The organism is Limnohabitans sp. 2KL-51 (assembly GCF_003063645.1).
In the GTDB taxonomy this organism is placed as follows: Bacteria; Pseudomonadota; Gammaproteobacteria; order Burkholderiales; family Burkholderiaceae_C; genus Limnohabitans_A.
The window spans coordinates 17501-43825 of the sequence record NZ_NESJ01000025.1 but is presented as its reverse complement, the minus strand read 5'-3'; the positions used below and the strand labels follow the sequence as shown (position 1 = coordinate 43825).

The window sequence follows — 26325 nt, the reverse complement described above, 5'->3', positions numbered from 1 at the left end:
GGTGGGGGCGGTGGGGTTTCCTGCAGCAAAATGGCTTGGACCACCTGGGGCAATTGGCGGCTGATGTCGCGGGCTAGGCCTGCTTGAATAGCCCAAAATGCCAGCAAATGCAGTAACACGACCACGCCCAAACCCCATGGCTTGCGCCTGGAGCGGGTTTGCAAATAAGTGGAGCCCGTCATGCTGGAATGGGTGCTGGAAGTGCTTTGAGGTGGATGCGTCAAGCTGCGTATTTTGCGGGATAAGGGCGGGGCAGTTGGCGGGCTGGGGCAAATGACCGGCAGGTGTCCAGTTTCAGGGCCGCCTGCTCACGGGCGGATGAGAAAGGCCTGTCGGCGCTCCTGGGGGCCGATGCGCTGGCCTTGCAGGACTCGGCCGCAGCTGCCGGCCAACACGGTGCCCAGCCAGGTGGCCGCGATGCGCGCGCCGTCGTGCGATTCTTCCAATGTGAATTCCCCACCCTCCAAGTCGGCCACCACCGGGTAGCGCAGCGTCCCTTGCGTCAGCTCGCCGCGCAGACTGCCCGGGTGTTCGGGGTGAGGGCCCAGCTGCAGGGTCCATGGGGGGCCGGCGCCGTCCAGCTGCACGGTCCAGACGCCGTGCAGTTGCTCGGGTTTGACATCTGCGGGGGCAGGGCAAGCGGGTGGCAGGGTGGTGCAGCCTGACAGGGTCAAGAGCGCGACCAGGGTGCCCAAGCACGCCATGCGAAAGCCAGAGTGGGGTGTGCTCATGTTCTGGCCTGCGCTGCTGCTGCGACGGATGCGGCCGCCCGCTCCGCAAATTCGGCCCGCAGCGCCTTGAGCTTTTCGCGCGGGTCTTCTTTGGTGGTGTTTTCGTCCAACCGCATTTCGGCAATGAAACGGCTGGGCAGGGCGGCCACGGTTTCGCGGCCTTTTTTGCGGCGGCGGGTCCAGCTCACGGCCAGGCTGCGTTGGGCGCGGGTGATGCCCACGTACATGAGGCGGCGCTCTTCTTGCAGGCGCAACAAAATGCCTTCTTGGCTGACCCCTTCGGTGGTTTCGTCGCCCAGCTTGAACGGGAGCAATCCTTCGTTCACCCCCACCAGTGTGACGTGTGGCCACTCCAAACCCTTGGAGGCGTGCAGGGTCGACAGCGTGACCACGTTTTGGTCTTTTTCGCGATCGCTCAGGGCGGAGATGAGGGAGATGGTTTGCGCAACGTCAAGCAGGTTTTTGGTCTCAGCCGCCTCTGCCCCTGTTTGAGCTCCTGTGGCGTCTTCGATCTCGCCGCCACAGCGCCCCGCCATCCAGTCGCAAAACTCCAGCACGTTGGTCCAGCGGGCGCTGGCCACTTTTTCGTTGTCTTCGCCGTCGTACAGGTGCGACTCGTAACCGATCTCTTTCAGCCACTCCAGCAAGAACGCGAGGGCATCGGTTTTGCCCAAAGTCAGCCGGGCGCGGTGCTCCAAGTCGTTGATGTAGCGGCCAAATTCATGCAGCCCCGCCACTGACCGTGCATTGACTGCGCTGGGCAAGCTGCCCGCAAACAGCGATTCGAACAGACTGAGCTTGTACTGGGTGGCGAAGGTGCCCAGCTGGCCCAGCGTCTGGTGGCCAATACCGCGCTTGGGGCTGGTGATGGCGCGCAAAAAAGCCGGGTCGTCGTCGTTGTTGATCCACAGGCGAAACCATGCGCACAGGTCCTTGATCTCGGCCTTGTCGAAAAAGCTCTGACCACCCGACACCTTGTAGGGAATGTTGGCGCGGCGCAGGGCTTGCTCAAACGGCCGGGCCATGTGGTTGGCGCGGTACAAGATGGCGAAGTCCTTGAACTCGCGGTGTTTGGATTCGAGCGAGTATCCGCCTCGGATCGACTGGATGCGGGCAATCGCCCGGTCGGCCTCGTGCTCTTCGTTCACCGCATCGACCACGCGCACCGGTTCGCCCTCACCCAATTCCGAAAACAGGGTTTTGGGGTAAAGCTTGGGGTTGGACTCGATGACGTTGTTGGCCGCCCTCAAAATCGCGCTGGTGGAGCGGTAGTTTTGCTCCAGCTTGATGACTTTGAGCTTCGGAAAATCCACCGGCAGGCGCTTGAGGTTGTCCAGAGTCGCACCACGCCAGCCATAAATCGACTGGTCGTCGTCGCCCACCGCCGTGAAACGCGCCCGCTCGCCCACCAGGTGTTTCAGCACCTCGTATTGGGTGGCGTTGGTGTCTTGGTATTCGTCGACCAGCACATGGCCCATCTTGGCCTGCCAGCGCTCGCGCACCTCAGGAAACTCGGCCAGCAGCTTCAGGGGCAGGCCGATCAGGTCGTCAAAGTCCACACTCTGGTAAGCCGTCAGACGCTCTTGGTAAAGCGCCATGATGCGGGCGATCACCCGGGCGTTGTCGTCGGGCGCTTGGGCGGCTGCTTGCGCGGCATTGAGCCCCATGTTTTTCCACAGGCTGATGGTCCACTGCCACTGGCGGGCGGTGGCCGCATCGGTGGTGCCGCCGCAATCCTTCAAGATGCTGGTGACATCGTCGGCATCCATGATGCTGAATTGCGGCTTGAGACCCAGGACAGCGCCGTCTTCGCGCATGATGCGCACGCCCAAAGCGTGGAAGGTGCAAATCAGCACATCCTTGGCGGTGCGGCCAATCAGTTGTTTGGCCCGCTCGCGCATTTCGGCGGCGGCTTTGTTGGTGAAGGTGATGGCGGCGATGCGCTTGGGCTCGAGCCCGGCTTCGATCAACCGCCCGATCTTGTGCGTGATCACCCGTGTCTTGCCCGAACCCGCCCCGGCCAGCACCAGGCAAGGGCCGGAGACAAAGTTCACGGCTTCGAGTTGGGCGTTGTTGAGTCCGGCTGACATCGAGAATTGGGCTATCGAGGCAAAGCGAGCCATCATAGCGGGTTGGAGAGCACTATTTTTCAATTGGACCGACGGCGATCAAGGTGCATTTTCAAATCAATTCGATTTTGAATTTCCAGCCATCGATTTGAGGTAGTTTTGTCGGCTCAGCGACTCTGAGTACCTGAGGTTCTCATGGTTTACCCGACAATCGGCTGATGTTAGAAGTCCTGCACGTCACCTTTCCCTTTTTTGCCTTGGTGCTGTGCGGCTTTGCCGCCGCCCGCCTGAAGCTGTTGCCGCTGGAGGCAATTTCAGGGCTGAACGGCTTTGTGCTGTTTTTTGCCTTGCCTTGCATGTTGTTTCGTTTTGGCGCGGGCACGCCCATCGCGCAGCTGCTCGATGCGGGGGTGTTTTTCACGTATTTGTTTTGCGCGCTGGTGCTGGTGGCGTTCAGCATCGCCGTCAGCCTGAATGGGCGTATCCGTTGGAACGATGCGTCTTTGGGCGCTTTGGTGGCGGCGTTTCCCAATACCGGTTTCATGGGCGTGCCGCTCCTGGTGGCTTTGCTGGGGGCTCAGGCGGTGGGGCCTGCGATTGTGACCATCGTGGTGGACTTGGTAATCACGTCTTCTTTGTGCGTGGCCTTGTCGCGCATGGATGCGGCAGGGGAGCAAGGTACCGTTGTGGCCGCTCGCAAAGCGCTGGCGGGTGTGCTGCGCAACCCCATGCCCTGGGCCATTTCTTTGGGGGCTGCGTTTTCTTACGGTGGTTGGGCCTTGAGTGGCCCGGTGAACGCAACGGTGGGTTTGCTGGCCGATGCCGCTTCGCCAGTGGCCTTGTTCACCATTGGCGCGGTGCTGGCGCGCTCCCAAATGCTGTCCCATGAGCGGCCGCACGGACCGCTGCGCATGGGTGATTATTTACCCGTGGCTTTGATCAAGCTGGTGCTGCACCCCTTGCTGGTCTTGTTGGTCGGCTTGACCGCCATTCAATGGGGTGTACCGATCGAACCTTTTGCCTTGCAGGTGATCGTGCTGGTGGCTGCGCTGCCCAGTGCCAGCAATGTGTCCTTGCTGGCCGAGCGGCTGGGGGCCGATAACGGGCGCATCGCACGCATCATCCTGGTGACCACGGTAGCCGCGTTTTTTACCTTTTCAGGGGTGGTGACTTTGTTCCAAGCCTGAGTGCCTTGGCGGGCGGGCTCAAATTGCCTGCGGGTCCACGTCCACCAGCCAGCGGATCACGCCTTTGTTTTCGGGTTGGCTGCGCACCTGGTGCAACACGCTGTGCAGGTGCCACAGCATTTTTTGCAGCGCCATGCGGCTGGGGCTTTCCAGCAGCATTTGGGCGCGCTCCACATCGGCCACGCGCTGCATGCTCATGGGCACGGCGGAGTACACACTCACTTGCAGCACCAAATCCGCCGTGGACGGGTCGGCGCTCAGCTGGGCTTCCAGGGCTTCGCGGGCGGCGTTCAGCAGGCCCTGGGCGGCTTCTTGCGTGCGGGCGTCGGCGCGCAGCAGGGCCTGGTGGCTGATGGGCGGCAGGTCGGCGGCGGTGCGCTCGGCCAACTCACTCGCGGCAAAGGCCGGGTAGTCGTGTTTTTTGAGCGCCTCAAAAAGTGCGTGGGTGGGGTGAAAGGTTTGCACCCACATTTCGCTGGTGGCACTTTGCGCGGCGTCGCGTCCGGCGCGGCCTGCGGCTTGCATGAGCAGCGCAAACAGCCGCTCGGGTGCGCGAAAGTCACTCGAAAACAACGCCGTGTCGGGGTTGATGGCCGCCACCAGCGTGATGCGCCGGAAGTCATGCCCCTTGGCAATCATTTGTGTGCCGACCAACACGTCCACTTCGCCCGCGTGCACTTGGGCCAGCTGGCTTTCCAACGCGCCTTTCAAGCGGGTGCTGTCGGCGTCGATGCGGGCGATGCGCACCGGGGTGCCATCTGGGCGCAAGACGTGCGCCAACAACTCGCCCAGGTGTTCCTCCAGCTGTTCGGTGCCGCGTCCAATGGGCGCGATGTCGGCGTTGCCGCACTCGGGGCAGGCCCGGGGCACGCGTTCGGTCAGGCCGCAGTGGTGGCAGCGCAAGGTGCGGTCGATCTTGTGGAACACCCGAAATGCGCTGCAGTGCTTGCACTCGCTTTTCCAGCCGCAGTCGGCGCAGTGCAGCACCGGTGCATAGCCCCGGCGGTTGAGCAGCAGCATGCATTGCTCGCCGCGTTCCACCCGCTCTTGGATGGCCGCCACCAACTGGGTAGACAGCACAGCGCGACGCGGCTGTTTGTTCATGTCCACACGCCGCACTTTGGGCAAAAGAGCCTTGCCAATGCGCGAGGGCATCAGCAGGCGTTGGTAACGACCGCCTAGATCTTCGGCATCGGCCGGGCGGCTGTGATGCCAGCTTTCCAGCGAGGGCGTGGCCGAGGCCAGCAGCACCGGGGCGTTTTGCAGGCGGCCCCGGTACACCGCCAAGTCTCGCGCCGAATAGCGGGCGCCCTCTTGTTGTTTGTAGCTGGGGTCGTGTTCTTCGTCGACCACGATCAGTTTCAGGTGCGGCATGGACGCAAAAATGGCCATGCGCGTACCCAGCACGATGCGGGCGTGACCTGCATGGGCGGCCAGCCAGCCCTTCAGGCGCTGGGCGGGCGTCATGCCGCTGTGCATGGACACCACGGCTTCGCTGCCAAAGCGCGCTCGCACCCGCTCCTCGAGTTGGGGCGTGAGGTTGATCTCAGGCACCATGAGCAACGCTTGGGCTTGTGGGTCGGTGGCCAGCATGCGCTCGACGGCCTGCAAATAAACCTCGGTTTTGCCGCTGCCGGTGCTGCCAAACAGCAAGAAGGGCCCGGTGCCGCTGGCCATTTGCGCCAGCACGGTGTCTTGCTCTTCTGAGAGGGCGGGGCCGGGCGTGGTGTGCACGGCACGGTCGGGGTTCTGTTTTTTCAGGCGACGCGCGAGTTGCTCGGACGTCAAGTCGCGCAACTGGGGCGGCAGCGCTGCCAAGGCCACCTCTCCCAAAGAGCGCTGGTAATACTGGGCCGAAAACTGCACCAATTGTCGCCATGCGCTGTCCAGCGGGGCCAGGCCTTCGAGCACGCCCAGCACATCGCGCACTGCCGATTCGGGCATCTCCGCCGGTGCTGCATCGCGCAGCGCCCAAACCACACCCAGCACCTCTCGCTTGCCCAAGGGCACGCGCACGAGTTGTCCCAAATGCACTGAAAAGGGGCTGCGATAACTCAGCAGCCCCCCGATGGGGCTGTGGGCCGGGGTCTGGACGGCAACATCGATCCAGTGGTGTGCGCTCACATTGTTTCCGATGTTTGTTATGAATTTGTCAGTATTGCAAGTTAGCTGAATTCTTGAAAGAGGGGCTAAGTCATTGATTTCAAAGAGCTTTGGCGTTGATCCAGAAAATCTGTGGATAACTTTGTTGAAAACTCTGTCGGGATGCCCCGGAAGCCTTGAAAATCAAGCCTTCCGTCAAAATGCCCGTTCAATGTGCAGGAAATAAAGTCCAATAAAATCAACAACTTGCGTGATGAGGGTTGGACCTCTTATGTTGCTGTGCAGCAGAACGATGGGTTTTTAGCGGTTGTCTACTTTTGTGCATAAGTCAAGCGGCAAGCGGCTTTTATTTTGAAAAAAAGTGTTTGTGCGCTTGATTTTTATGCTAGCGGGGTGTTCGGTCCAAGCCCGTCGCGATCACTTTTGGCGCAGGGCCTTCGAATGGCTGTGCACCGCTTCGACCAGCGCCGTCACATGCTCGGGCGGGGTGTATTGGCTGATGCCGTGGCCCAGGTTGAAGATGTGCGTGGGGCCTGTGGTGCTGCGGTCGGTGTGCGGGGTGCCAAAGCTGTCGAGCACGCGGTGCACCTCGGTGGCGATTTGCGCAGGCGGCGCAAACAGGATGTTCGGGTCGATGTTGCCTTGCAGCGCTTTGCCGGGGCCGCCCACTTCACCTCCCACCAGGGCGCGTGCGCGGCCCAGGTTCATGGTCCAGTCCAGACCCAGCACGTCGCAGTTCAGGCCCGCCATCTCGGGCAGCCACAGGCCGCCGCCTTTGGTGAAGACGATGCTGGGGATGCGCTGGCCGTTGTGCTCGGTTTTGAGTTGGGCAAGCACGCGAGCGGTGTAGGCCAGGCTGAACTGCTGGAAAGCCCCGTCGGCCAGCACACCGCCCCAGCTGTCAAACACCATGACGGCTTGCGCACCGGCTTCGATTTGCGTGTTCAGGTACAGGGCCACGGCGTCGGCGTTGATGGCCAAAATGCGGTGCATCAGGTCTGGGCGGCTGTACATCAGGGTTTTGACGTGACGGTAATCGTCAGACCCCGCGCCCTCGACCATGTAGCAGGCCAGCGTCCAGGGGCTACCGGAAAAGCCGATGAGGGGCACGCGGCTGTTCAGCGCCTTGCGAATCGACGTGACCGCATCGAACACATAGCGCAGTTTGTTCATGTCGGGCACGGCCAGATCGGCCACGGCGGCTTCGTCGCGCACGTTTTTGGCAAAGCGGGGGCCTTCGCCCAAAGCGAAGCTCAGGCCCAGGCCCATGGCGTCGGGCACGGTGAGGATGTCGCTGAACAGGATGGACGCGTCCAGTGCATAACGTTCCAGTGGCTGCAGGGTGACTTCGGTGGCGTAGTCGACGTTGGTGGCCAGGCCCATGAAGCTGCCGGCTTTGGCGCGGGTGTCGCGGTACTCGGGCAGGTAGCGCCCGGCTTGGCGCATGAGCCAGACGGGGGTGTGGTCAGTGGCTTGGCGCAGGCAGGCGCGCAAGAAGCTGTCGTTTTGGAGGGGGGCAAAAGAAGTGCTCATGCCCGCCATTGTCGCAGGCTGCAAGGACGATTCACTGTCCGGCGGGCGTCAAAGAGGTCAGAGAAGGGCGGGCGTTCAACGCCCAGTGCTCAGGGCCTGCAGCGCCTCTTGCACTTCGGCCACGCTGGGCAATTCGGACAGCAGCACGGGCGCGCGGCCCGGCGCGTACAGGGCATACACTGGCACGCCGCTGCGGCCCAATGCCGTGAGCGCCTGCGTGATGGCGGGGTCGCGGCGGGTCCAGTCGGCACGCATCAGCACCACTTGGCGGGCTGCAAAGTCGGCCAGCAGCTTGGCATCGGTGAAGGTGGTTTTTTTGTTGTACTGGCAGGTCACGCACCAGGCGGCGGTGAAGTCCACGAACACCGGGCGACCGGCGCTCAGGTGCGTCTGCAGGTCAGCCTCTGACCAGGCTTGCCACAAGGGCAGACCGGCGGCGTTTTTCTCGCTGGCGCTGCTGGCTGGTGTGGCTGCAGCTGCCACTGCAGGCGCTTCACGCAAAGCCAAAGGCAGCCAGCTGCTGCCCAGCCACAGCAAAGTGGCCAGAGCCAGGCCGCCCATGACCCAGCGCGTTCGGCCTGTCAGGCCCAGGGCCCAAGCCAGCCAAGCCACCGTGAGCAGCAAAGCCAGCAGGCTGCTCGCCCCGTCGATGCCAGTTTGCTGACCCAGCACCCACAGCAACCAGATGACAGTTGCAAACATCGGGAAGGCCATGGCTTGGCGGAAAGTCAACATCCAGGCCCCTGGGCGCGGCAGGGTGCGCGCGATGCCGGGCCACCAGCTGGCCGCCAGATACGGCAAGGCCATGCCCACCCCCATGGCGGCAAAGACCAAGAGCGCCTGCCACATGGGCAGCGCAATCGCCAAGCCCAAAGACGCGCCCATGAAGGGGGCTGTGCAGGGCGAAGCCACGGCCACGGCTAACACGCCCGACAAACCGGCGTTCACGGTCGGGTGGCGGCTTTGCAAAGACGCCAAGCTGCTGGGCAGCATTTGTCCGAATTCAAAAACGCCCGCCAGGTTCAGGCCCAGCAGGGTGAACAAGAGCGCCAGAGCCGCCACCACGGCCGGCGACTGCAGCTGAAAGCCCCAACCAAGCTGCTCGCCGGCGGCACGCAAGGCCAGCATCAGGCCGCCCAGCAACATGAACGACAGCACCACACCCACGGTGTAGGCTATCCCGGCGGCGCGGTGTTGGGCCTGAGTCGCATCGGCCCGGGCAAAGCCCAGCACCTTGATGGCCAGCACCGGAAACACGCAGGGCATCAGGTTGAGAAGTAAACCGCCCACCAGCGCCCCCAAAATGGCCAGCGTCAGGCCCAAAGCCGTGGCGCTGGATGTCGCTGGTTTTTGCGCAGCGCGTGCATTCTCAGCCAAGGCCTTGGCCAGCGCGGGCGAGACTTCGGCAGGCGCGGCTTGTGCCAACGGAGGCCAAGTGCCTTGCACGGGCGTTGTCAGCTCAAAAGCAGGGGCTTGGGGCGCAGACTCTGGCCCCGTCGCGATGACCCATCGCAGTGTTTGGGGGCTGTCACCGCGCTCCTCAGACACCGGGATTTTGGCCTGCCAGACCGCGCCTTGCCAGTTTTGTGTCCAGTCTTTGCCTTGTACGGCCGCGTTGTGCACCACGTTGGCCGTGACCGGGAAGGCGCTGAGCGTCTGGCCGCGCCAGCTGACGGGCAGGCCATGCACGCGCAGGCTCAGTTGACGGCCATCGTCCGACAACGTGGTCTGCCCACCGGTGATCCAGGTGCCGCCTTGCTTGAGCTGAGGCAACGTCTGGGGACTGAGTTTTTGAGACGCTTCAAAGCTTGCCGCGTGCAGCGTTTGCGACGCGGCAGAGGCCAGGTTCAGGCTCATGCGGCCTTCTTGTGGGATGCATTCTTGGCGGCACACCAGCCAATCGGCTTGCAATTGAAGGGTCAGAGGCCCACTGTCCGGGAAGCGAAAGTCAGCTGCCACCGTCACGGGCACCGTCAGCAGCACACGGCCTTCGTAGCCGTAGTTGGCCAAGCTGCCAATCGGGAATTTTTTGGGCAAAGGCCAAGCGATCGCGCCAGCTTGCAAGCCTGCAGGCAGCTGCCACTGCAGCTGGGTGGGCAAGCCCGAATCGCCCGGGTTTTGCCAATAGGTGTGCCACTGGGGCTGGTGCTCGATCTGCAAGCCCAGCCAGAAGGTTTTTCCGGCCTGGATGCCTTGGGGGGCGTGCAACTGCAACTCGGCCCGCACCTGCGCGGTGTTGACCACATGGGCGGGACTGCTGAGCAAGGCGTTGGTGGCTGAATTGCCAGCGGTCGCCTTAGAGGAAAACAGGGCATCGGTTTGCGCCAAGCTGGGTGCAGACGCCCACAAGAGCGCGCACGTGCCCAGCACGAGCAGACCACTCTGAACTGTGGCCCAGCCACGCGACAACACGGAAACTTTCACGCCAATCCTTCTTTGTGGCCCCGAACACCTGAAGCGTAACCTTCTGCGAAAGGCACTGTACACGGCCGCGCTCCATTAAGATGTCCAACATGCAAAACCCTTCGCGATTTTGGGCCGACTGGACCACCCTCGATTTTCAAGCGCTGGCGCATGCACGGACGATGGCCGTGCTGCCCGTGGCCGCCACCGAGCAGCATGGCCCGCACCTGCCGCTGTCGGTGGACACCGATTTGGTCAATGGCGTGGTGTCGGCTTGCTTGCCGCACTTGCCAGCCGACTTATCCGTTTTGTTTTTGCCCACCCAAACGGTGGGGCTGAGCCCCGAGCACGCCCGTTTTGCTGGCACCCTGACGCTCAAGGCCGAAACCGTGATACGTTTGTGGACCGACATTGGCGAGTCGGTGGCGGCCAGTGGGGTGAAGAAACTGGTGCTTTTGAACGCCCATGGCGGTCAGGTCAGTGTGATGGACATCGTGGCGCGTGACCTGCGGGCCCGGCTGGGCATGCTGGTGTACAGCGTGAGTTGGTTCAATTTGCCACTGCGCGATGCACAGGGGGACGATGTCAATGCGCTGTTCCCGCCCGAAGAGCACCGCTTTGGCGTGCACGCGGGTGACACCGAAACCTCCATGATGCTGGCGCTGCGCCCAGGCACCGTACGCATGGATCGGGCGCAGAACTTTCGGTCCACCTCGCAAGATCGCGCCGAGCGCTTTGAAATTTTGGGCAACGGAAAAAGTGCCAAACTGGGCTGGCAAATGCAAGACTACAACCGCCATGGTGCGGCGGGCAATGCGGCTGCGGCCACGCTGGCCAAAGGGCAGGCTTTGCTGGATGCTTCTGGCCGGGCTTTGGCGCAATTGCTTTGTGAAATTGACCAATTGCCTCCAGACACGCTCACCGACCAGGTGAGTTGAGGCCCACCGGCCCAGTCTTCAGAATGCGGGCAGCACCAACTCGCAGTGCTCGCGGCTTACGTTTTTAGGGTATTCGCGTGTGGTGTCGATGCAGCCGCCCTCGGCATAGACACCTTTGGGGTCGCGCATGCGCATCATGCGTTCCAGCACGCGGGCTCTGGCTTCGGGGTCGGCCTGGGTTTGGGCCACCAGTCGTTCCACCACCGTCTCGTTCATCTGTAGCTCACCTTGGGCGTCGGTGTAGACGCCGTCTTTCCAGTGGAAAATTTCAATGGCTTTGGATTCGAGGGTGAAAGGTGCGTCCCGCTTCCAGAAGTTGCTGAACAGGCCGCCGCCCATGTACATGACCCAGGAGCCTTCGTAGCCGGTCACGTCGGCGGAGCGCTCGTCCGGGTTGCGAAACCACAGTCGGTCGCCCGGGACATAAAAGCGGGCGGGTAAGGGGGCTTCCATGCTGCCGTACTCGACCAGAAACACTTCGTGGAACTGGCCCGAGCGCACCGCGTGGCGTTCGTTCAATTGCTGCAATTCGGCCAACAATGCTGGGTGGTGCGCCTGCAACTCTTGCGCGATGCCCAGCAAGATCACGTATTCGGTGGCGCGGTAGCACGAGAAGTCGTACAGTTTGCCAGTTGCCTCAGGCTGCGTGGCGGCGATCAGTGCTTGAATCAGGGGGCGGCCCGGTTTGAGGATGAAGCCGGGGTCTTCTTCGTAGTGCCAGTCGGCCTCGGGGCGTTCGGCCGCTTCAGTTTTGAAGGCCAGCGCGGTCAAGCGGGCGGCCAAGGCCATGTTGCGCCGCACCCGAACGTGTGACTTCAGGGCCTCCAGGTCGCGGAATGCAAAGCGATGGGGCGAGCCCAACAGAGCCACCCAGATTTCGCGTTCCAAGGCCCAAGCTTCATTGGCGTGGTCATCCTGGTTGATTGGCCCCAGGGAAGTGCACAAGTTCAGGCTGTTGAACCCGGGCATGTGGTTTTGCTGGAATTCGCGCTGTAAGCGGGCCACCAAGGCCACGGTGCCGTCTTCGAGGGGCTGATGCAGGGTCTGAATCGCTGACTGAAGGCCCCATTCCCGAAGGTCCGCGCTCAGTTGTGCTGCCAGGCGATCGGCTTGATCGGCGGGTGTGAGGGTGAACTCAATGCCGCCTTCCAGTGTCTGTAGGGCAAGCCAGGCGGTCGAACAATTCATGCCGCTTATTTTGCCCCTGCAATTGCAAGGTTTTTCCTAGGGATTACACCCAATTTTTATGAGGAAATTCGCCGTTTCAGGCGAAGGTGACCCAGTCCTTGTGCGCGTCGCTGTCCAGGTGCGGCAAGGTGTTGTAGGTCAGCAGCATGTGCCGTTTGGGGTTGAACACAAACTCGGTCAGCGCCGTGTTGCGGATGCGCAGGTTCAGCTCGATGGTGGTTTCGGGCGGGGTGCCCAGCACGCGGCCTACGGCTGTGGAGATGGGGCCGCCGCTGGATACGATCATCACGTCGCCTGAATGGTTTTGCCGCACATGGTCCAGCGCCCCCTCGATGCCGCCTACAAAGTCGGCGTAGCTGGTCATGCCGCGCGGCTGGGTGCGCCCCGCCATCCAGGCTTGCAGCGCATCGCGCAGCAGGCGAAAGTGGTGGCGGTACAGCTCGGGGGTGTCGGGTTTGGCCAGTGGTTCGGGGTGGATGGACTCGATCAGCGCGTGGCTGTCGTATTCGTTCAGGCCCGGCCAGACGGCCGGGGTGTGCATCAGGCCCGCGCCCTCGGAGATGCCTTCCCAAGTTTGGCGGTGGCGTTTCAAGCTGCCCATCATCACGGCTTCAATCGGTTGGGCCTGCAACTTGGGGCGCAGATACTCTCCCAGTCGCACAGCCTGTTGACGGCCCAGTGGGCTGAGTTGATCGTAGTCATCGGCCCCGAAGGAGGCTTGTCCATGGCGGACCAGATAGAGAGTTCCCATGGGCGTCTATTGTGGTGGCGGACGTGCGCCGGTTTTGTCCCAAGAGCGACCTGGCGTTTTGGGTCTGGAATGGGTCAGCCATTTGCGAATGAGTTGTAGTTATTGCGGAGTTTCCATGGCGTCAAAGGTCAGGGCCCTGCGGCCTTCAGGTGCGGTTTTGCAGCACCTGGCACAAGGTGCTGGCGTCCACATTGCCACCGCACAAGGTGGTGCCCACCACTTGCCCGCGCAGTTGTTCGCGTTCGGACCACGCGGCGGCAAAACTGGCAGCGCCTGCACCTTCGGCCAGGTTGTGGGTGTCGGTGTACAGGTCGCGCATGGCTTGGGCCACCTGTGCATCGCTGACCTGAACCACGCGGTCCAATCCAGCTTGCAAAATAGCCAGCGCTTGTGGGTCGGCGCGGCGCACCGCCATGCCATCGGCCAGCAAAGTGCTGACCGGGGCTTCGACCACGCAGTTTGCCGCCATCGAGTCGAGGTAAGTGGTGGCGTGTGCGCTGACCACGCCCACTACCTTGACAGGGTGGCCAAGCGCTTTTTTGGCCGCCAATGCGGCGCAGGCACCCGAGCCGAGGCCAATCGGTACATAAAGCACATCGAGCGCAGGGACAGCCTGAAAAAATTCGAGCCAACCCGTGGCCACGCCGAGCACCAAGGCTGGGTGGTAGCTGGGCACCATGTGCGCACCGCTGGCCTGTGCCAGGCTCAGAGCGTGTTCGCGGGCGGCCTGGAAGTCATGACCCTGTTCGATGAGCTGCGCACCCAGCGCCCGCATGGCGACATTCTTCTCGGCGGAGTTGCCCAGCGGGACCACGATGGTGCAGGCCACGCCGTGGCGTGCTGCCGCATAAGCGATGCTCTGGCCATGGTTGCCCCGAGTGGCGCTGATCACTTTGGAGGGCATCTGGCCTGAGCGGGCCAAGTGTTCAAAGTAGGTCAAACCACCGCGCACCTTGAAGGCGCCCACGGGGGTGTGGTTTTCATGCTTGACCCAGCAGTCGGTGCCCAGCCGCTGGCTCAGGGTGTTCCACCGGTACTGGGGCGTGGGGCCAAAGGCCGCGTAGATGGTTTGCGTGGCCGCTTGGATTTGGGCCAGTGTGGGCAGGTCGGTGTGCATGGTGGCTCCTGCAGTTTAAGGCTTGGGGTTCAGGGGGGTCACAGACTGACGCTGCCTTGGATGCAGCCGACCACATCGCCACCCACCCAGACTTGGCCTTGTGGGTCTTGCGACAGAAACACCTGACCTGCGCGCCCCAGAATCGTGCCCTGACGGGCGCTGTAGGTGAGAGGCATGTGACCGTCGTCCATCAGCCATTGCGCCAGCGATGCGTTCAGGCTGCCGGTGACCGGGTCTTCGGCGATGCCCACGGGGGCGGCGAAGGCGCGTACTTCCAGATCGGTGGGGTCGTTGGCGGTGCGGGTGGACGGTGCAAAGGCGCGGGCTTCGCGGTTGGCGCGGCGGATCAGGCCATGTTGTGCCTCGGTGGCTGACGCTTGCCGCTTGCCCGCCACGCCGACTTTGGTGCCCAGTTTTTTCAGGGCAGCGTGGTCAGGCTCCAGGGCCAGCACCGTGTCCACATCATGGACCACCAGGCCCAGCCAGTGCGGTCCGTTGTTCAGGTTTTGGGCGGCTATCACTTCAGATGCGTCCAGCCCCAAAGCGGCTAGCACCGGGCTGAGGTCTTCGACCGAGATGTCTGATCGCTTCAGAGGTGGTGCTGCAAAAGCCCAGCGCTCGCCCAGCTGCTTCAAAGTCACCAGGCCAACGCCGCATTCCTGCATCAGCACACCAGGTTGCCGTGGCGTGTTGCCCGCCTTCAGCCAGGCGTGGGCTGTGCCCAGTGTGGGGTGGCCCGCAAACGGCAGCTCAGCACCGGGCGTGAAGATGCGCACCCGATAGTCGGCCCCGCCCGCAGCGCCTTCGGGCGTGGGCGGCAGCACAAAGGTGGTTTCGCTCAGCTGCGTCCAGGCAGCAAAGGTTTGCATTTGCACGTCGCTCAGGCCCGTGCCATCGAGCACTACGGCCAGCGGGTTACCCAGGAAAGCGGTGTCGGTGAAGACGTCGACTTGTTGAAAAGCGCGGGATTTCATGGGGCCTTGAGGGGGTGGAAGCGGATTACAGGGATTCTCGGATCGCGGCGGCCAGCGCGGCCATGCCATTGTTGATCTGGTCCACGGTGGCGGTCACGAACGACAGGCGCAGTGTGCTTTCGTCGGCACCCTCGGCATAAAAGGCAGAGCCGGGCACAAAGGCCACGCCTTTTTCAACGGCTTTGGCCAGCAATGGAATGGCTTTGAGGCCCTTGGGCAGTTGCACCCACAAGAACATGCCGCCCACCGGGCGGTTCCAAGTCAGGCCCAGCCCCGCCATTTCGCGGTCAAGCGCGGCCAGCATGGCTTCGCACTGCTGTTTGTAAAGCGCGCGGATGGTGGGCACATGGCGTTCGATGAAGCCGTCTTTCAGCACTTCAGCGACCACGCGCTGGTTGAAACTGGGCGTGTGCAGATCGGCCGCTTGTTTCGCTTGCAAGAGTTTGGGGTACAGCGAGGTGGGAGCCACCAAATAACCCAAGCGCAGGCCGGGTGCGAGGATTTTGGAAAACGAGCCCAAGTAAACGCTGCCCTCGGGGTGGCGCGAGCTGAGCGAGGGAGCGGGGGGCGCGTCAAACCACAAGTCGCCGTAGGGGTTGTCTTCGATGATTGGCAGACCGGTTTCGATGGCCACTTGGCCCACGGCGGCGCGGCGCTCTTCGGTCATGGTGCGGCCCGTGGGGTTCTGAAAGTTAGGCAGCAAATACACAAAACGAGCTTTGTCAGCACCGACGCCCACTTTGGCGCGCAGGTCGGCGGCATCCACGCCATGATCGTCGCTGTTCACGCCCACGGCGATGGGCTCCATCGGGGTGAAGGCTTGCAAAGCGCCCAGGTAGGTGGGCGTTTCAACCAAAATGCGGCTGCCCGCGTCGATCAGGATCTTGGCGACCAAGTCCAGGCCTTGCTGGCTGCCGGTGGTGATCAGCACCTGGTCGGGGCTCACATGCATGCCTTGTTTGAGCAGGTCTTTTGCGACCCATTCGCGCAGCGGGGCGTAGCCTTCGCTGGCGGCGTATTGCAAGGCGGCTTTGCCGTCATCTCTCAGCACGCGCTCGCTGGCTTCGCGCATGGCGTCGATCGGGAAAGTCTGGGGTGAAGGCAGGCCACCAGCAAAACTGATGATGCCGGGCTTTTCAGTGACTTTCAGGATCTCGCGGATCACCGAGGGGTTCATCTTTTCGGCGCGTTGGGCCATTTGCCATTTCATTTTCTGCTCCTCAATTTTTTGTTCACTTGGATTTGGGGGTGTTGGCCATGCGCCGTCCCATGGAAACCGTGCCCACGACCAGAATGGCAAAAACCAGGGTCATGGCATCGAGTGATTCTCCCAGCAAAGGCACGGCCGCCAGAATGCTGATGAAAGGCTGCAGCAATTGCAGTTGGCTCACCCGCAGTGGGCCACCCAGCGAAAGACCGCGAAACCAGGCAAAAAAGCCCGCCCACATGGAGAACACGCCCAGGTACAGCAGAGCCAGCCACGATATGGGCACTACTGTTTGGTCGGGCCAAGTGAGCCAGGCTCCGGGCAGCGTGAGGGGCAGCGCCATCACACAAACCCAGCTGATGACTTTCTCAGCGCCCATACTGGCCGTGACTTTTGCCCCGGCGACATAGCCCAGCGAGGCGGCCACCACGGCGCCCAGTAGCAGGGTGTCGGCCCAGGTCAGGCCAAAACCGTGGCCCATTTGCGCTGCGCGCAGCAGACTGTAAACCGCTACCAGGATGCTGCCCAAAGCGGCAAAGACCCAAAACCCCAGACGCGCGCGTTGGTGCAGCAACCACGCGGCTGCTGCTGCGGTGGCCAACGGCAGCAAGGCGGTGATGACAGCCGCATGGCTGGCCGTGACGTGGCGCAGCGCCCAGCCCAGCAGCAAGGGGTAACCGATCACATTGCCAGCCAGCGACAAATACAACGGGCTACGTTGCTCAGCCAAGGGCCAAGGGGCGCGAACCGCCAAAAGGTATACAAGCGACAGGCCACCGGCCAGCGCGGCGCGTGCCCAGGTCACAAACCAGGGGGACATTTGCGGGGCGTCCACCGTGCCCGTGGCCAAGCGCGTCATGGGCAAGGTGAGTCCAAAAATGACGACACCCAAAAGGCCAAGCCACAGACCCAGGTTTTCGCGTTGTTGAGGGGTGTTGATCATGGTATTTGTGCTTGTTGTACAGGGGGTGAACTTCTTGCCTTGCGGGCATCCGGCGCGGCGGGGGCTGTCAGCCTGCGCTTTGCCGCATGTCGTTCAAAATCCACAAGGCCGTAGCCACCAGCGCCACCGACATGCAGCGGTTGAAAATCAGCAAACGGTGGCCGTGCGCCAGCCAGTGCCGCAGGATCGAGCCTGCAACTGCATAGGTCAGATTGCTGAAAAAGCCATAGGCCACCATGATGGGCAGCAGCACCAAGGTGCGGGCCGTGGCGTCTTCACGCCCAGCCACCCAGCCCGCCACGATGGCGAGCGCCAGCATCCAGGCTTTGATGTTCAGAAACTGAAGACCCACGCCTTGCACAAAGCCCACTTGTAACTTGGCGCTGTCGGCCTGCAGCAAACTGCCGCTTTGCCACAAACGCGAGGCCAACCAGAGCAAATAGCCGGTGCCCAGCGTCACGATGCCCCAGCGCAAAGGCGGGAAGGCCACCACCAGCCCACCCACTCCGGTGGCACACATCGTGAACAAAATGCCCCAGCCCACCGGCACCGCCAGCACAAAGCGCATGGCCCGACGCAGGCCATGGTTGGCGGCCATGGCGGTCGACAATGTGGTGTTCGGCCCGGGCGTGAAGCTGCTCACAGTGGCCAGTACCAACAGCGCGCTGAGTTCGGAAGAGGTCATGGTTTTGAATGTCGCATGAAATGAGGCCCTCTGGGTGCTTCGGGCTTGCGTTTCAACGTGCCGACAGAATTTCCCAGCGCTCCATGGCGGCCAGCAGCTGGTCGTCGATTTCCGTATCGCGGCGGAACAGTTGTTGCGCCAGCCCGGGGTCGCGCTGGTAAACGCTGCCGTCGGACAGTTGCGCACGCACGTTGGTTTGCTCTTTCTCCAAGCTCTCTATCTTTGTCGGCAGCTCAGCCAGCTCACGCTGTTCTTTGTAGCTGAGCTTGCTGCGTGTTGGGGTACTTGCTGTTGGGGCTGTTGAGGCTGTTGACGTTGGGATGGGGCTTGCGGCTGGGGCTGCCTGAATTGGGGTGCCGCTGCGCTGCGCCACTTGGGCCCGAATGGCCTGAGCGCGCTTGGATTGGACCAGCCAATCCTGCACCGAGCCCTCGTATTCGCGCCAAAAACCAGGTTGGTCTGGGGCGCTTTCGCAGGCGATGATGCCTGTGACCACGTTGTCCATGAAGGCCCGATCGTGGCTCACCAAGAATACGGTGCCTTCGTAGTTTTGCAGCAACTCTTCCAGCAGTTCCAGGGTTTCGATGTCTAGGTCGTTGGTCGGTTCGTCCAGCACCAACACGTTGGCTGGGCGGGCAAACAAGCGCGCCAACAGCAGGCGGTTGCGCTCGCCTCCTGACAGTGAGCGCACAGGCGAGGTGCCGCGTGCGGGCGAGAACAAAAAGTCGCCCAGATAGCTCTTGACGTGCTGGCGTTTGTTGCCAATCTCGATCCATTCGCTGCCGGGGCTGATGAAGTCTTCCAGCGTGGCGTCCAGGTCCAGTGCATCGCGCATTTGGTCGAAGTAGGCCACTTCGAGCTTGGTGCCACGGCGCACTTCACCGCTGTCCGCTTCGAGCTCGCCCAGAATCAGTTTGAGCAAGGTGGTTTTGCCCGCGCCGTTGGGGCCCAGCAAGCCGATCTTGTCGCCGCGCAGCAAAGTGCCGGTGAATTTTTGAATAACGGTGCGCACTGAGCCATCGGGTTGGGTGAAGCTTTTGCTCACGTCGGTCAGTTCGGCCACCAGCTTGCCGCTCGGAACGCCCGAGGCCACTTCCATCTTCACATTGCCCACCTTTTCCCGGCGAGATGCACGTTCGCCGCGCAGATTTTGCAGCCGCGTGATGCGGCTTTGGCTGCGGGTGCGGCGAGCTTCGACGCCTTTGCGAATCCAGATTTCTTCTTGGGCCAACAACTTGTCGGCTTTGGCCTGAATCACGGATTCTTGAGCGAGTTGCTCTTCTTTCTGCACTTGGTAGGCGGCGTAATTGCCCGGGTAAGGGCGCAGCTTGCCGCGGTCCAATTCCACAATGCGGGTGGCGATGCGGTCCAAAAATGCCCGGTCGTGGGTGATGGCAATCACGCTGCCCTTGAAGTCGATCAACAGATCTTCCAGCCAGGTGATGGCGTTCAGGTCCAGGTGGTTGGTGGGCTCGTCCAATAAGAGGACGTCAGGGCGGGTCACCAAAGCTTGCGCCAGGGCCACGCGCTTGCGCATCCCCCCGGACAGCGATTGCACGACTGCATTGGGGTTCAGTTGCAGGCGTTGCAGGGTTTCGTCCAACCGTTGCTCCCAGCCCCAGCCATCGCGTGATTCGATTTGTCCCTGCAAAGTGTCCAGGTCGCCCCGGCTGTGGGTGTAATCGTCGATCCATTGCACCACTTCGGCCAAGCCTTCACGCACAGACTCAAAAATGGTGTGCTCAGCGACCAGGATGGGCTCCTGAGCCACGTAAGCGATGCGAACGCCTTGCTGCACATGCAAGTTACCGTCATCTGGGCGCTCCATGCCCGCCAAAATCTTGAGTAAGGACGATTTGCCTGTCCCGTTGCGACCAATCAAGCCGATGCGCTCAGTCGTTTCCAAAGAGAAGTCGGCGTGATCGAGGAGGGCGACGTGACCAAAAGCCAGAGACGCGTTCATGAGTGTGAGTAATGCCATGGACGCATTATCCCGGGGGCGGCTGCAAAAATTAGCCGAAAAATTCAAAAAAATGGTTAAGGGCCGAAAAACTGTGTCACAATCGAGGGCTTCGCTGCACACAAAGTGGTTTTCTCATGAAAGCCAAAACAGTCAGCTAAGAGGTTTCTGAAAAGATCGTATGGATCGAATAAAATTTCAAAAACTTGACGCGGCCTTAAAAACTGTGTCATAATTCAAGGCTTCGCTGATCGCAGCGAGTCAAGAAAAGGTGATGAGAGTCTCCTGGGTTCTTTAAAAATATACAGCCGATAAGCGTGGGCGTTTGATGGTGATTGCCAAGTTCTTCGGAACTTAGCTTTAATTAGCTAACAAACGCTCATGAAGTAAAAAAGATGTGGAAATCAGAGATGGTGACCACGTCGATTCCAATTTATGAGTTGGTCGAAAGACCGAAAAAAAATCAAGATCGAACTATAGAGTTTGATCCTGGCTCAGATTGAACGCTGGCGGAATGCTTTACACATGCAAGTCGAACGGTAGAGGGGGCAACCCCTTGAGAGTGGCGAACGGGTGAGTAATATATCGGAACGTGCCCAGTCGTGGGGGATAACGTAGCGAAAGTTACGCTAATACCGCATACGATCTAAGGATGAAAGCGGGGGATCGCAAGACCTCGCGCGATTGGAGCGGCCGATATCAGATTAGGTAGTTGGTGGGGTAAAGGCTCACCAAGCCAACGATCTGTAGCTGGTCTGAGAGGACGACCAGCCACACTGGAACTGAGACACGGTCCAGACTCCTACGGGAGGCAGCAGTGGGGAATTTTGGACAATGGACGCAAGTCTGATCCAGCCATTCCGCGTGCAGGATGAAGGCCCTCGGGTTGTAAACTGCTTTTGTACGGAACGAAAAGGTTTCTCTTAATACGAGGAGCTCATGACGGTACCGTAAGAATAAGCACCGGCTAACTACGTGCCAGCAGCCGCGGTAATACGTAGGGTGCAAGCGTTAATCGGAATTACTGGGCGTAAAGCGTGCGCAGGCGGTTATATAAGACAGATGTGAAATCCCCGGGCTCAACCTGGGAACTGCATTTGTGACTGTATAGCTAGAGTACGGTAGAGGGGGATGGAATTCCGCGTGTAGCAGTGAAATGCGTAGATATGCGGAGGAACACCGATGGCGAAGGCAATCCCCTGGACCTGTACTGACGCTCATGCACGAAAGCGTGGGGAGCAAACAGGATTAGATACCCTGGTAGTCCACGCCCTAAACGATGTCAACTGGTTGTTGGGTCTTCACTGACTCAGTAACGAAGCTAACGCGTGAAGTTGACCGCCTGGGGAGTACGGCCGCAAGGTTGAAACTCAAAGGAATTGACGGGGACCCGCACAAGCGGTGGATGATGTGGTTTAATTCGATGCAACGCGAAAAACCTTACCCACCTTTGACATGTACGGAAGCCTTTAGAGATAGAGGCGTGCTCGAAAGAGAGCCGTAACACAGGTGCTGCATGGCTGTCGTCAGCTCGTGTCGTGAGATGTTGGGTTAAGTCCCGCAACGAGCGCAACCCTTGTCATTAGTTGCTACATTCAGTTGGGCACTCTAATGAGACTGCCGGTGACAAACCGGAGGAAGGTGGGGATGACGTCAAGTCCTCATGGCCCTTATAGGTGGGGCTACACACGTCATACAATGGCTGGTACAAAGGGTTGCCAACCCGCGAGGGGGAGCCAATCCCATAAAACCAGTCGTAGTCCGGATCGCAGTCTGCAACTCGACTGCGTGAAGTCGGAATCGCTAGTAATCGTGGATCAGAATGTCACGGTGAATACGTTCCCGGGTCTTGTACACACCGCCCGTCACACCATGGGAGCGGGTCTCGCCAGAAGTAGTTAGCCTAACCGCAAGGAGGGCGATTACCACGGCGGGGTTCGTGACTGGGGTGAAGTCGTAACAAGGTAGCCGTATCGGAAGGTGCGGCTGGATCACCTCCTTTCTGGAAACTGCAATCTAAATTGAACGCTCACACTTATCGGTTGTTGGAAGGGTAGTCGCTGACGGCTATGGCGCAAGCCCAGTCATTGGCGGCCGGCTTGGGTCTGTAGCTCAGTTGGTTAGAGCACTGTGTTGATAACGCAGGGGTCGTTGGTTCGAGACCAACCAGACCCACCAATCCTTCTGAAGACAAGCGCTGAAAGGCGTCAAGGGTAAGACAACGGGGGATTAGCTCAGCTGGGAGAGCACCTGCTTTGCAAGCAGGGGGTCGTCGGTTCGATCCCGTCATCCTCCACCACCACTTATCGAATGTTGAAGGGGCCTGAAAAGGTTCTGATGAATGTTCATTCAAAACAAAAGCGACTTGGCAAGAGATTGCGCAGGTTGTTTTTGTGTTGATTGATATTGATCGATTAACAAGTGTCGAAAGACACACGGCTGTTCTTTAAAAATTCATAGAGTCGAATCAGAGTTGCCAGGGGAAACCGCACATTCGTAAAGGTTTAGTGCGGACCGTGCCCCTGGTGACAATTTTTTGATTGCGTCAAAACGAATATTCAAACGACGTTTGAAATTCAAGTAAAGACGAATTGTTCTATTGATATTGGATGGAAACATCCGGTGTTGAGGAATTATTCATTTACGGCATAACGCGTCAGGTGAAAGACCTGACAGACATTCCTTGAAAATAACGATGAGGTCTCGCAAGAGAGTTCAAAGTTATAGGGTCAAGTGAATAAGAGCATGTGGTGGATGCCTTGGCAATGATAGGCGACGAAAGACGTGAAAGCCTGCGATAAGCTTCGGGGAGCTGGCAAATAAGCATTGATCCGGAGATTTCTGAATGGGGAAACCCACCCTTAGGGGTATCGCATGATGAATACATAGTCATGCGAGGCGAACCGGGTGAACTGAAACATCTCAGTAGCTCGAGGAAAAGACATCAACCGAGATTCCGAAAGTAGTGGCGAGCGAAATCGGAAGAGCCTGTTAGTGATAGCACAACTGTTAGCAAAGCGGCATGGAAAGGCCGGCCATAGTGGGTGATAGCCCCGTATGCGAAAACAGATGTGTGGTACTGAGCTAACGACAAGTAGGGCGGGACACGAGAAATCCTGTCTGAATATGGGGGGACCATCCTCCAAGGCTAAATACTCATCATTGACCGATAGTGAACAAGTACCGTGAGGGAAAGGCGAAAAGAACCCCGGGAGGGGAGTGAAATAGATCCTGAAACCGCATGCTTACAAAAAGTAGGAGCCTCGAAAGGGGTGACTGCGTACCTTTTGTATAATGGGTCAGCGACTTACATTCAGTGGCAAGGTTAACCGAATAGGGAAGCCGTAGAGAAATCGAGTCCGAATAGGGCGATCAGTCGCTGGGTGTAGACCCGAAACCAAGTGATCTATCCATGGGCAGGATGAAGGTGCCGTAACAGGTACTGGAGGTCCGAACCGACTAATGTTGCAAAATTAGCGGATGACCTGTGGATAGGGGTGAAAGGCTAAACAAACTTGGAAATAGCTGGTTCTCTCCGAAAACTATTTAGGTAGTGCCTCAAGTATTACCATCGGGGGTAGAGCACTGTTTTGGCTAGGGGGTCATGGCGACTTACCAAACCAAGGCAAACTCCGAATACCGATGAGTACAGCTTGGGAGACAGAGCACCGGGTGCTAACGTCCGGACTCAAGAGGGAAACAACCCAGACCGCCAGCTAAGGTCCCTAAAATTGGCTAAGTGGGAAACGAAGTGGGAAGGCTAAAACAGTCAGGATGTTGGCTTAGAAGCAGCCATCATTTAAAGAAAGCGTAATAGCTCACTGATCGAGTCGTCCTGCGCGGAAGATGTAACGGGGCTAAGCCAGTTACCGAAGCTGCGGATTTGCAATTTATTGCAAGTGGTAGGAGAGCGTTCTGTAGGCCTGTGAAGGTGGTGGTGTAAACCCTGCTGGAGGTATCAGAAGTGCGAATGCTGACATGAGTAGCGTTAAAGGGGGTGAAAAGCCCCCTCGCCGTAAGCGCAAGGTTTTCTACGCAACGTTCATCGGCGTAGAGTGAGTCGGCCCCTAAGGCGAGGCAGAGATGCGTAGCTGATGGGAAACAGGTCAATATTCCTGTACCGATGACAAGTGCGATGTGGGGACGGAGAAGGTTAGCTCAGCCAACTGTTGGATATGTTGGTTCAAGCCTGTAGTCGTGCCTGGTAGGCAAATCCGCCGGGCTTAGATGAGGGGTGATAACGAGGGTGCTTGCACCTGAAGTGAGTGATACCCTGCTTCCAGGAAAAGCCACTAAGCTTCAGCTTGTCATTGACCGTACCGCAAACCGACACTGGTGCGCGAGATGAGTATTCTAAGGCGCTTGAGAGAACTCAGGAGAAGGAACTCGGCAAATTGATACCGTAACTTCGGGAGAAGGTATGCCCCTATTAGGTGAACTTGAACAAAGGGAGCCGAACGGGGTTGCAAAAAATCGGTGGCTGCGACTGTTTAATAAAAACACAGCACTCTGCAAACACGAAAGTGGACGTATAGGGTGTGACGCCTGCCCGGTGCTGGAAGATTAAATGATGGGGTGCAAGCTCTTGATTGAAGTCCCAGTAAACGGCGGCCGTAACTATAACGGTCCTAAGGTAGCGAAATTCCTTGTCGGGTAAGTTCCGACCTGCACGAATGGCGTAACGATGGCCACACTGTCTCCTCCTGAGACTCAGCGAAGTTGAAATGTTTGTGATGATGCAATCTCCCCGCGGAAAGACGGAAAGACCCCATGAACCTTTACTGTAGCTTTGTATTGGACTTTGAACAGATCTGTGTAGGATAGGTGGGAGGCTTTGAAGCGAGGTCGCTAGATCTTGTGGAGCCAACGTTGAAATACCACCCTGGTGTGTTTGAGGTTCTAACCTAGGTCCATTATCTGGATCGGGGACAGTGCATGGTAGGCAGTTTGACTGGGGCGGTCTCCTCCCAAAGCGTAACGGAGGAGTTCGAAGGTACGCTAGTTACGGTCGGACATCGTGATAATAGTGCAATGGCATAAGCGTGCTTAACTGCGAGACTGACAAGTCGAGCAGATACGAAAGTAGGACATAGTGATCCGGTGGTTCTGTATGGAAGGGCCATCGCTCAACGGATAAAAGGTACTCTGGGGATAACAGGCTGATACCGCCCAAGAGTTCATATCGACGGCGGTGTTTGGCACCTCGATGTCGGCTCATCTCATCCTGGGGCTGTAGCCGGTCCCAAGGGTATGGCTGTTCGCCATTTAAAGAGGTACGTGAGCTGGGTTTAAAACGTCGTGAGACAGTTTGGTCCCTATCTTCCGTGGGCGCTGCAGATTTGAGGAAGCCTGCTCCTAGTACGAGAGGACCGGAGTGGACACACCTCTGGTGTATCGGTTGTCACGCCAGTGGCATTGCCGAGTAGCTAAGTGTGGAAGAGATAACCGCTGAAAGCATCTAAGCGGGAAACTCGTTTCAAGATGAGATCTGCCGGGGCCTTGAGCCCCCTAAAGAGTCGTTCAAGACCAGGACGTTGATAGGTCAGGTGTGGAAGCGCAGTAATGCGTTAAGCTAACTGATACTAATTGCTCGTGAGGCTTGACCCTATAACTTTGATCACACGCCGCAAGGTGTGCATTGGTCAGGGAAGTTATGCCAAGTTGACGCATTCAAAAAAGGCTGAAAGGCCTGAGCGAGAGCTCAAAAATCTGATTCGAAACTCTATGAATTCGTTGTCTTGACCCGCGTCAAGACGACACCAAGTTATGCCTGATGACCATAGCAAGTTGGCCCCACTCCTTCCCATCTCGAACAGGACCGTGAAACGACTTAGCGCCGATGATAGTGCGGATTCCCGTGTGAAAGTAGGACATCGTCAGGCTTCTAACAGCCCGAAACGCCCCACCTAACGGTGGGGCGTTTTCTTTAGAAGACATAAAAATCTTTTAAAGAAAGCGCAAAAGCGTGATAAAATAGAAGGCTTCGCTGATCGCAGCGAGTCAAGAAAAGGTGATGAGAGTTGCCTGGGTTCTTTAAAAATATACAGCCGATAAGCGTGGGCGTTTGATGGTGATTGCCAAGTTCTTCGGAACTTAGCTTTAATTAGCTAACAAACGCTCATGAAGTAAAAAAGATGTGGAAATCAGAGATGGTGACCACGTCGATTCCAATTTATGAGTTGGTCGAAAGACCGAAAAAAAATCAAGATCGAACTATAGAGTTTGATCCTGGCTCAGATTGAACGCTGGCGGAATGCTTTACACATGCAAGTCGAACGGTAGAGGGGGCAACCCCTTGAGAGTGGCGAACGGGTGAGTAATATATCGGAACGTGCCCAGTCGTGGGGGATAACGTAGCGAAAGTTACGCTAATACCGCATACGATCTAAGGATGAAAGCGGGGGATCGCAAGACCTCGCGCGATTGGAGCGGCCGATATCAGATTAGGTAGTTGGTGGGGTAAAGGCTCACCAAGCCAACGATCTGTAGCTGGTCTGAGAGGACGACCAGCCACACTGGAACTGAGACACGGTCCA

15 protein-coding genes, 2 tRNA genes, 4 rRNA genes and 1 pseudogene (1 of these 22 running past the window's edge) are annotated in these 26325 nt (G+C 59.2%); 8 read left to right on the top strand and 14 right to left on the bottom strand.

Annotation, left to right across the window (positions count from 1 at the left end):
- The 3 genes and pseudogenes from B9Z49_RS19635 to B9Z49_RS19625 all read right to left on the bottom strand — a co-directional run.
- Positions 1–224: pseudogene (locus tag B9Z49_RS19635) on the bottom strand (hypothetical protein); the annotation flags it as partial.
- Positions 225–308: 84 nt separating this feature from the next.
- The gene (locus B9Z49_RS19630; RefSeq protein ID WP_199225120.1) at positions 309–731 is read right to left on the bottom strand and encodes a hypothetical protein; all 423 of its coding nucleotides are present in this window, start codon (positions 729–731) and stop codon (positions 309–311) included.
- A complete protein-coding gene (locus tag B9Z49_RS19625; protein WP_108355132.1) occupies positions 728–2821 on the bottom strand; it encodes an ATP-dependent helicase in 2094 nt (697 codons plus the stop codon). The genes B9Z49_RS19630 and B9Z49_RS19625 overlap by 4 nt, the downstream gene beginning before the upstream one ends.
- A 197-nt stretch (positions 2822–3018) precedes the next feature.
- Here B9Z49_RS19625 and B9Z49_RS19620 point away from each other — a divergent pair, with 197 nt between their 5' ends.
- Positions 3019–3987: an AEC family transporter gene (locus B9Z49_RS19620; protein ID WP_108355128.1), complete on the top strand. Its 969-nt coding sequence runs from the start codon at positions 3019–3021 to the stop codon at positions 3985–3987.
- 18 nt (positions 3988–4005) lie between these two features.
- Here B9Z49_RS19620 and priA read toward each other — a convergent pair whose 3' ends face one another.
- The 3 genes from priA to B9Z49_RS19605 form a co-directional block, all read right to left on the bottom strand.
- Complete coding sequence (gene priA, locus B9Z49_RS19615) at positions 4006–6111, bottom strand: primosomal protein N' (protein ID WP_108355127.1); 2106 nt, start codon at positions 6109–6111, stop codon at positions 4006–4008.
- A 396-nt stretch (positions 6112–6507) separates the two neighbouring features.
- On the bottom strand, positions 6508–7623 hold the full coding sequence (hemE, locus tag B9Z49_RS19610) for a uroporphyrinogen decarboxylase (RefSeq protein WP_108355131.1): 1116 nt from the start codon (positions 7621–7623) through the stop codon (positions 6508–6510).
- A 75-nt stretch (positions 7624–7698) separates the two neighbouring features.
- Complete coding sequence (locus B9Z49_RS19605; RefSeq protein WP_233254728.1) at positions 7699–10047, bottom strand: protein-disulfide reductase DsbD; 2349 nt, start codon at positions 10045–10047, stop codon at positions 7699–7701.
- Between the two features lie 89 nt (positions 10048–10136).
- Here B9Z49_RS19605 and B9Z49_RS19600 point away from each other — a divergent pair, with 89 nt between their 5' ends.
- A complete protein-coding gene (locus tag B9Z49_RS19600) occupies positions 10137–10964 on the top strand; it encodes a creatininase family protein (protein ID WP_108355129.1) in 828 nt (275 codons plus the stop codon).
- Positions 10965–10982: 18 nt separating this feature from the next.
- Here B9Z49_RS19600 and B9Z49_RS19595 read toward each other — a convergent pair whose 3' ends face one another.
- From B9Z49_RS19595 to B9Z49_RS19560, 8 genes are all read right to left on the bottom strand, one after another.
- Entirely contained in the window at positions 10983–12152 is a 1170-nt protein-coding gene (locus B9Z49_RS19595) for a hypothetical protein (RefSeq protein WP_108355126.1), read from the bottom strand.
- 76 nt (positions 12153–12228) lie between these two features.
- The gene (locus B9Z49_RS19590) at positions 12229–12903 is read right to left on the bottom strand and encodes a histidine phosphatase family protein (RefSeq protein WP_108355125.1); all 675 of its coding nucleotides are present in this window, start codon (positions 12901–12903) and stop codon (positions 12229–12231) included.
- A 145-nt stretch (positions 12904–13048) separates the two neighbouring features.
- The gene (locus tag B9Z49_RS19585; RefSeq protein WP_108355124.1) at positions 13049–14020 is read right to left on the bottom strand and encodes a threonine dehydratase; all 972 of its coding nucleotides are present in this window, start codon (positions 14018–14020) and stop codon (positions 13049–13051) included.
- Positions 14021–14058: 38 nt separating this feature from the next.
- On the bottom strand, positions 14059–14994 hold the full coding sequence (locus B9Z49_RS19580; RefSeq protein ID WP_108355123.1) for a PhzF family phenazine biosynthesis protein: 936 nt from the start codon (positions 14992–14994) through the stop codon (positions 14059–14061).
- A gap of 25 nt (positions 14995–15019) precedes the next feature.
- Complete coding sequence (locus B9Z49_RS19575; protein WP_108355122.1) at positions 15020–16204, bottom strand: PLP-dependent aminotransferase family protein; 1185 nt, start codon at positions 16202–16204, stop codon at positions 15020–15022.
- Between the two features lie 22 nt (positions 16205–16226).
- Positions 16227–17144 carry a DMT family transporter gene (locus tag B9Z49_RS19570; protein ID WP_108355121.1) on the bottom strand — a complete coding sequence of 306 codons (918 nt, stop codon included), beginning with the start codon at positions 17142–17144 and terminating at the stop codon, positions 16227–16229.
- Between the two features lie 67 nt (positions 17145–17211).
- A complete protein-coding gene (locus tag B9Z49_RS19565; protein ID WP_108355120.1) occupies positions 17212–17829 on the bottom strand; it encodes a LysE family translocator in 618 nt (205 codons plus the stop codon).
- A 52-nt stretch (positions 17830–17881) separates the two neighbouring features.
- Positions 17882–19810, bottom strand: a complete 1929-nt coding sequence (locus B9Z49_RS19560) for an ATP-binding cassette domain-containing protein (RefSeq protein ID WP_108355119.1) — start codon at positions 19808–19810, stop codon at positions 17882–17884.
- A gap of 450 nt (positions 19811–20260) precedes the next feature.
- On the opposite strand from B9Z49_RS19560, the gene B9Z49_RS19555 reads away from it, so the two are divergent.
- From B9Z49_RS19555 to B9Z49_RS19530, 6 genes are all read left to right on the top strand, one after another.
- Positions 20261–21791, top strand: a 16S ribosomal RNA gene (locus B9Z49_RS19555).
- 99 nt (positions 21792–21890) lie between these two features.
- Positions 21891–21967 (top strand) — tRNA-Ile (locus B9Z49_RS19550).
- A gap of 45 nt (positions 21968–22012) precedes the next feature.
- Positions 22013–22088 (top strand) — tRNA-Ala (locus tag B9Z49_RS19545).
- A gap of 428 nt (positions 22089–22516) precedes the next feature.
- Positions 22517–25396, top strand: a 23S ribosomal RNA gene (locus B9Z49_RS19540).
- Positions 25397–25558: 162 nt separating this feature from the next.
- Positions 25559–25671 (top strand): 5S ribosomal RNA (gene rrf, locus B9Z49_RS19535).
- Positions 25672–25999: 328 nt separating this feature from the next.
- A 16S ribosomal RNA gene (locus B9Z49_RS19530) occupies positions 26000–26325 on the top strand (it continues 1205 nt past the right edge of the window).
- Together the 16S, 23S and 5S rRNA genes with 2 tRNA genes alongside form the textbook arrangement of a ribosomal RNA operon.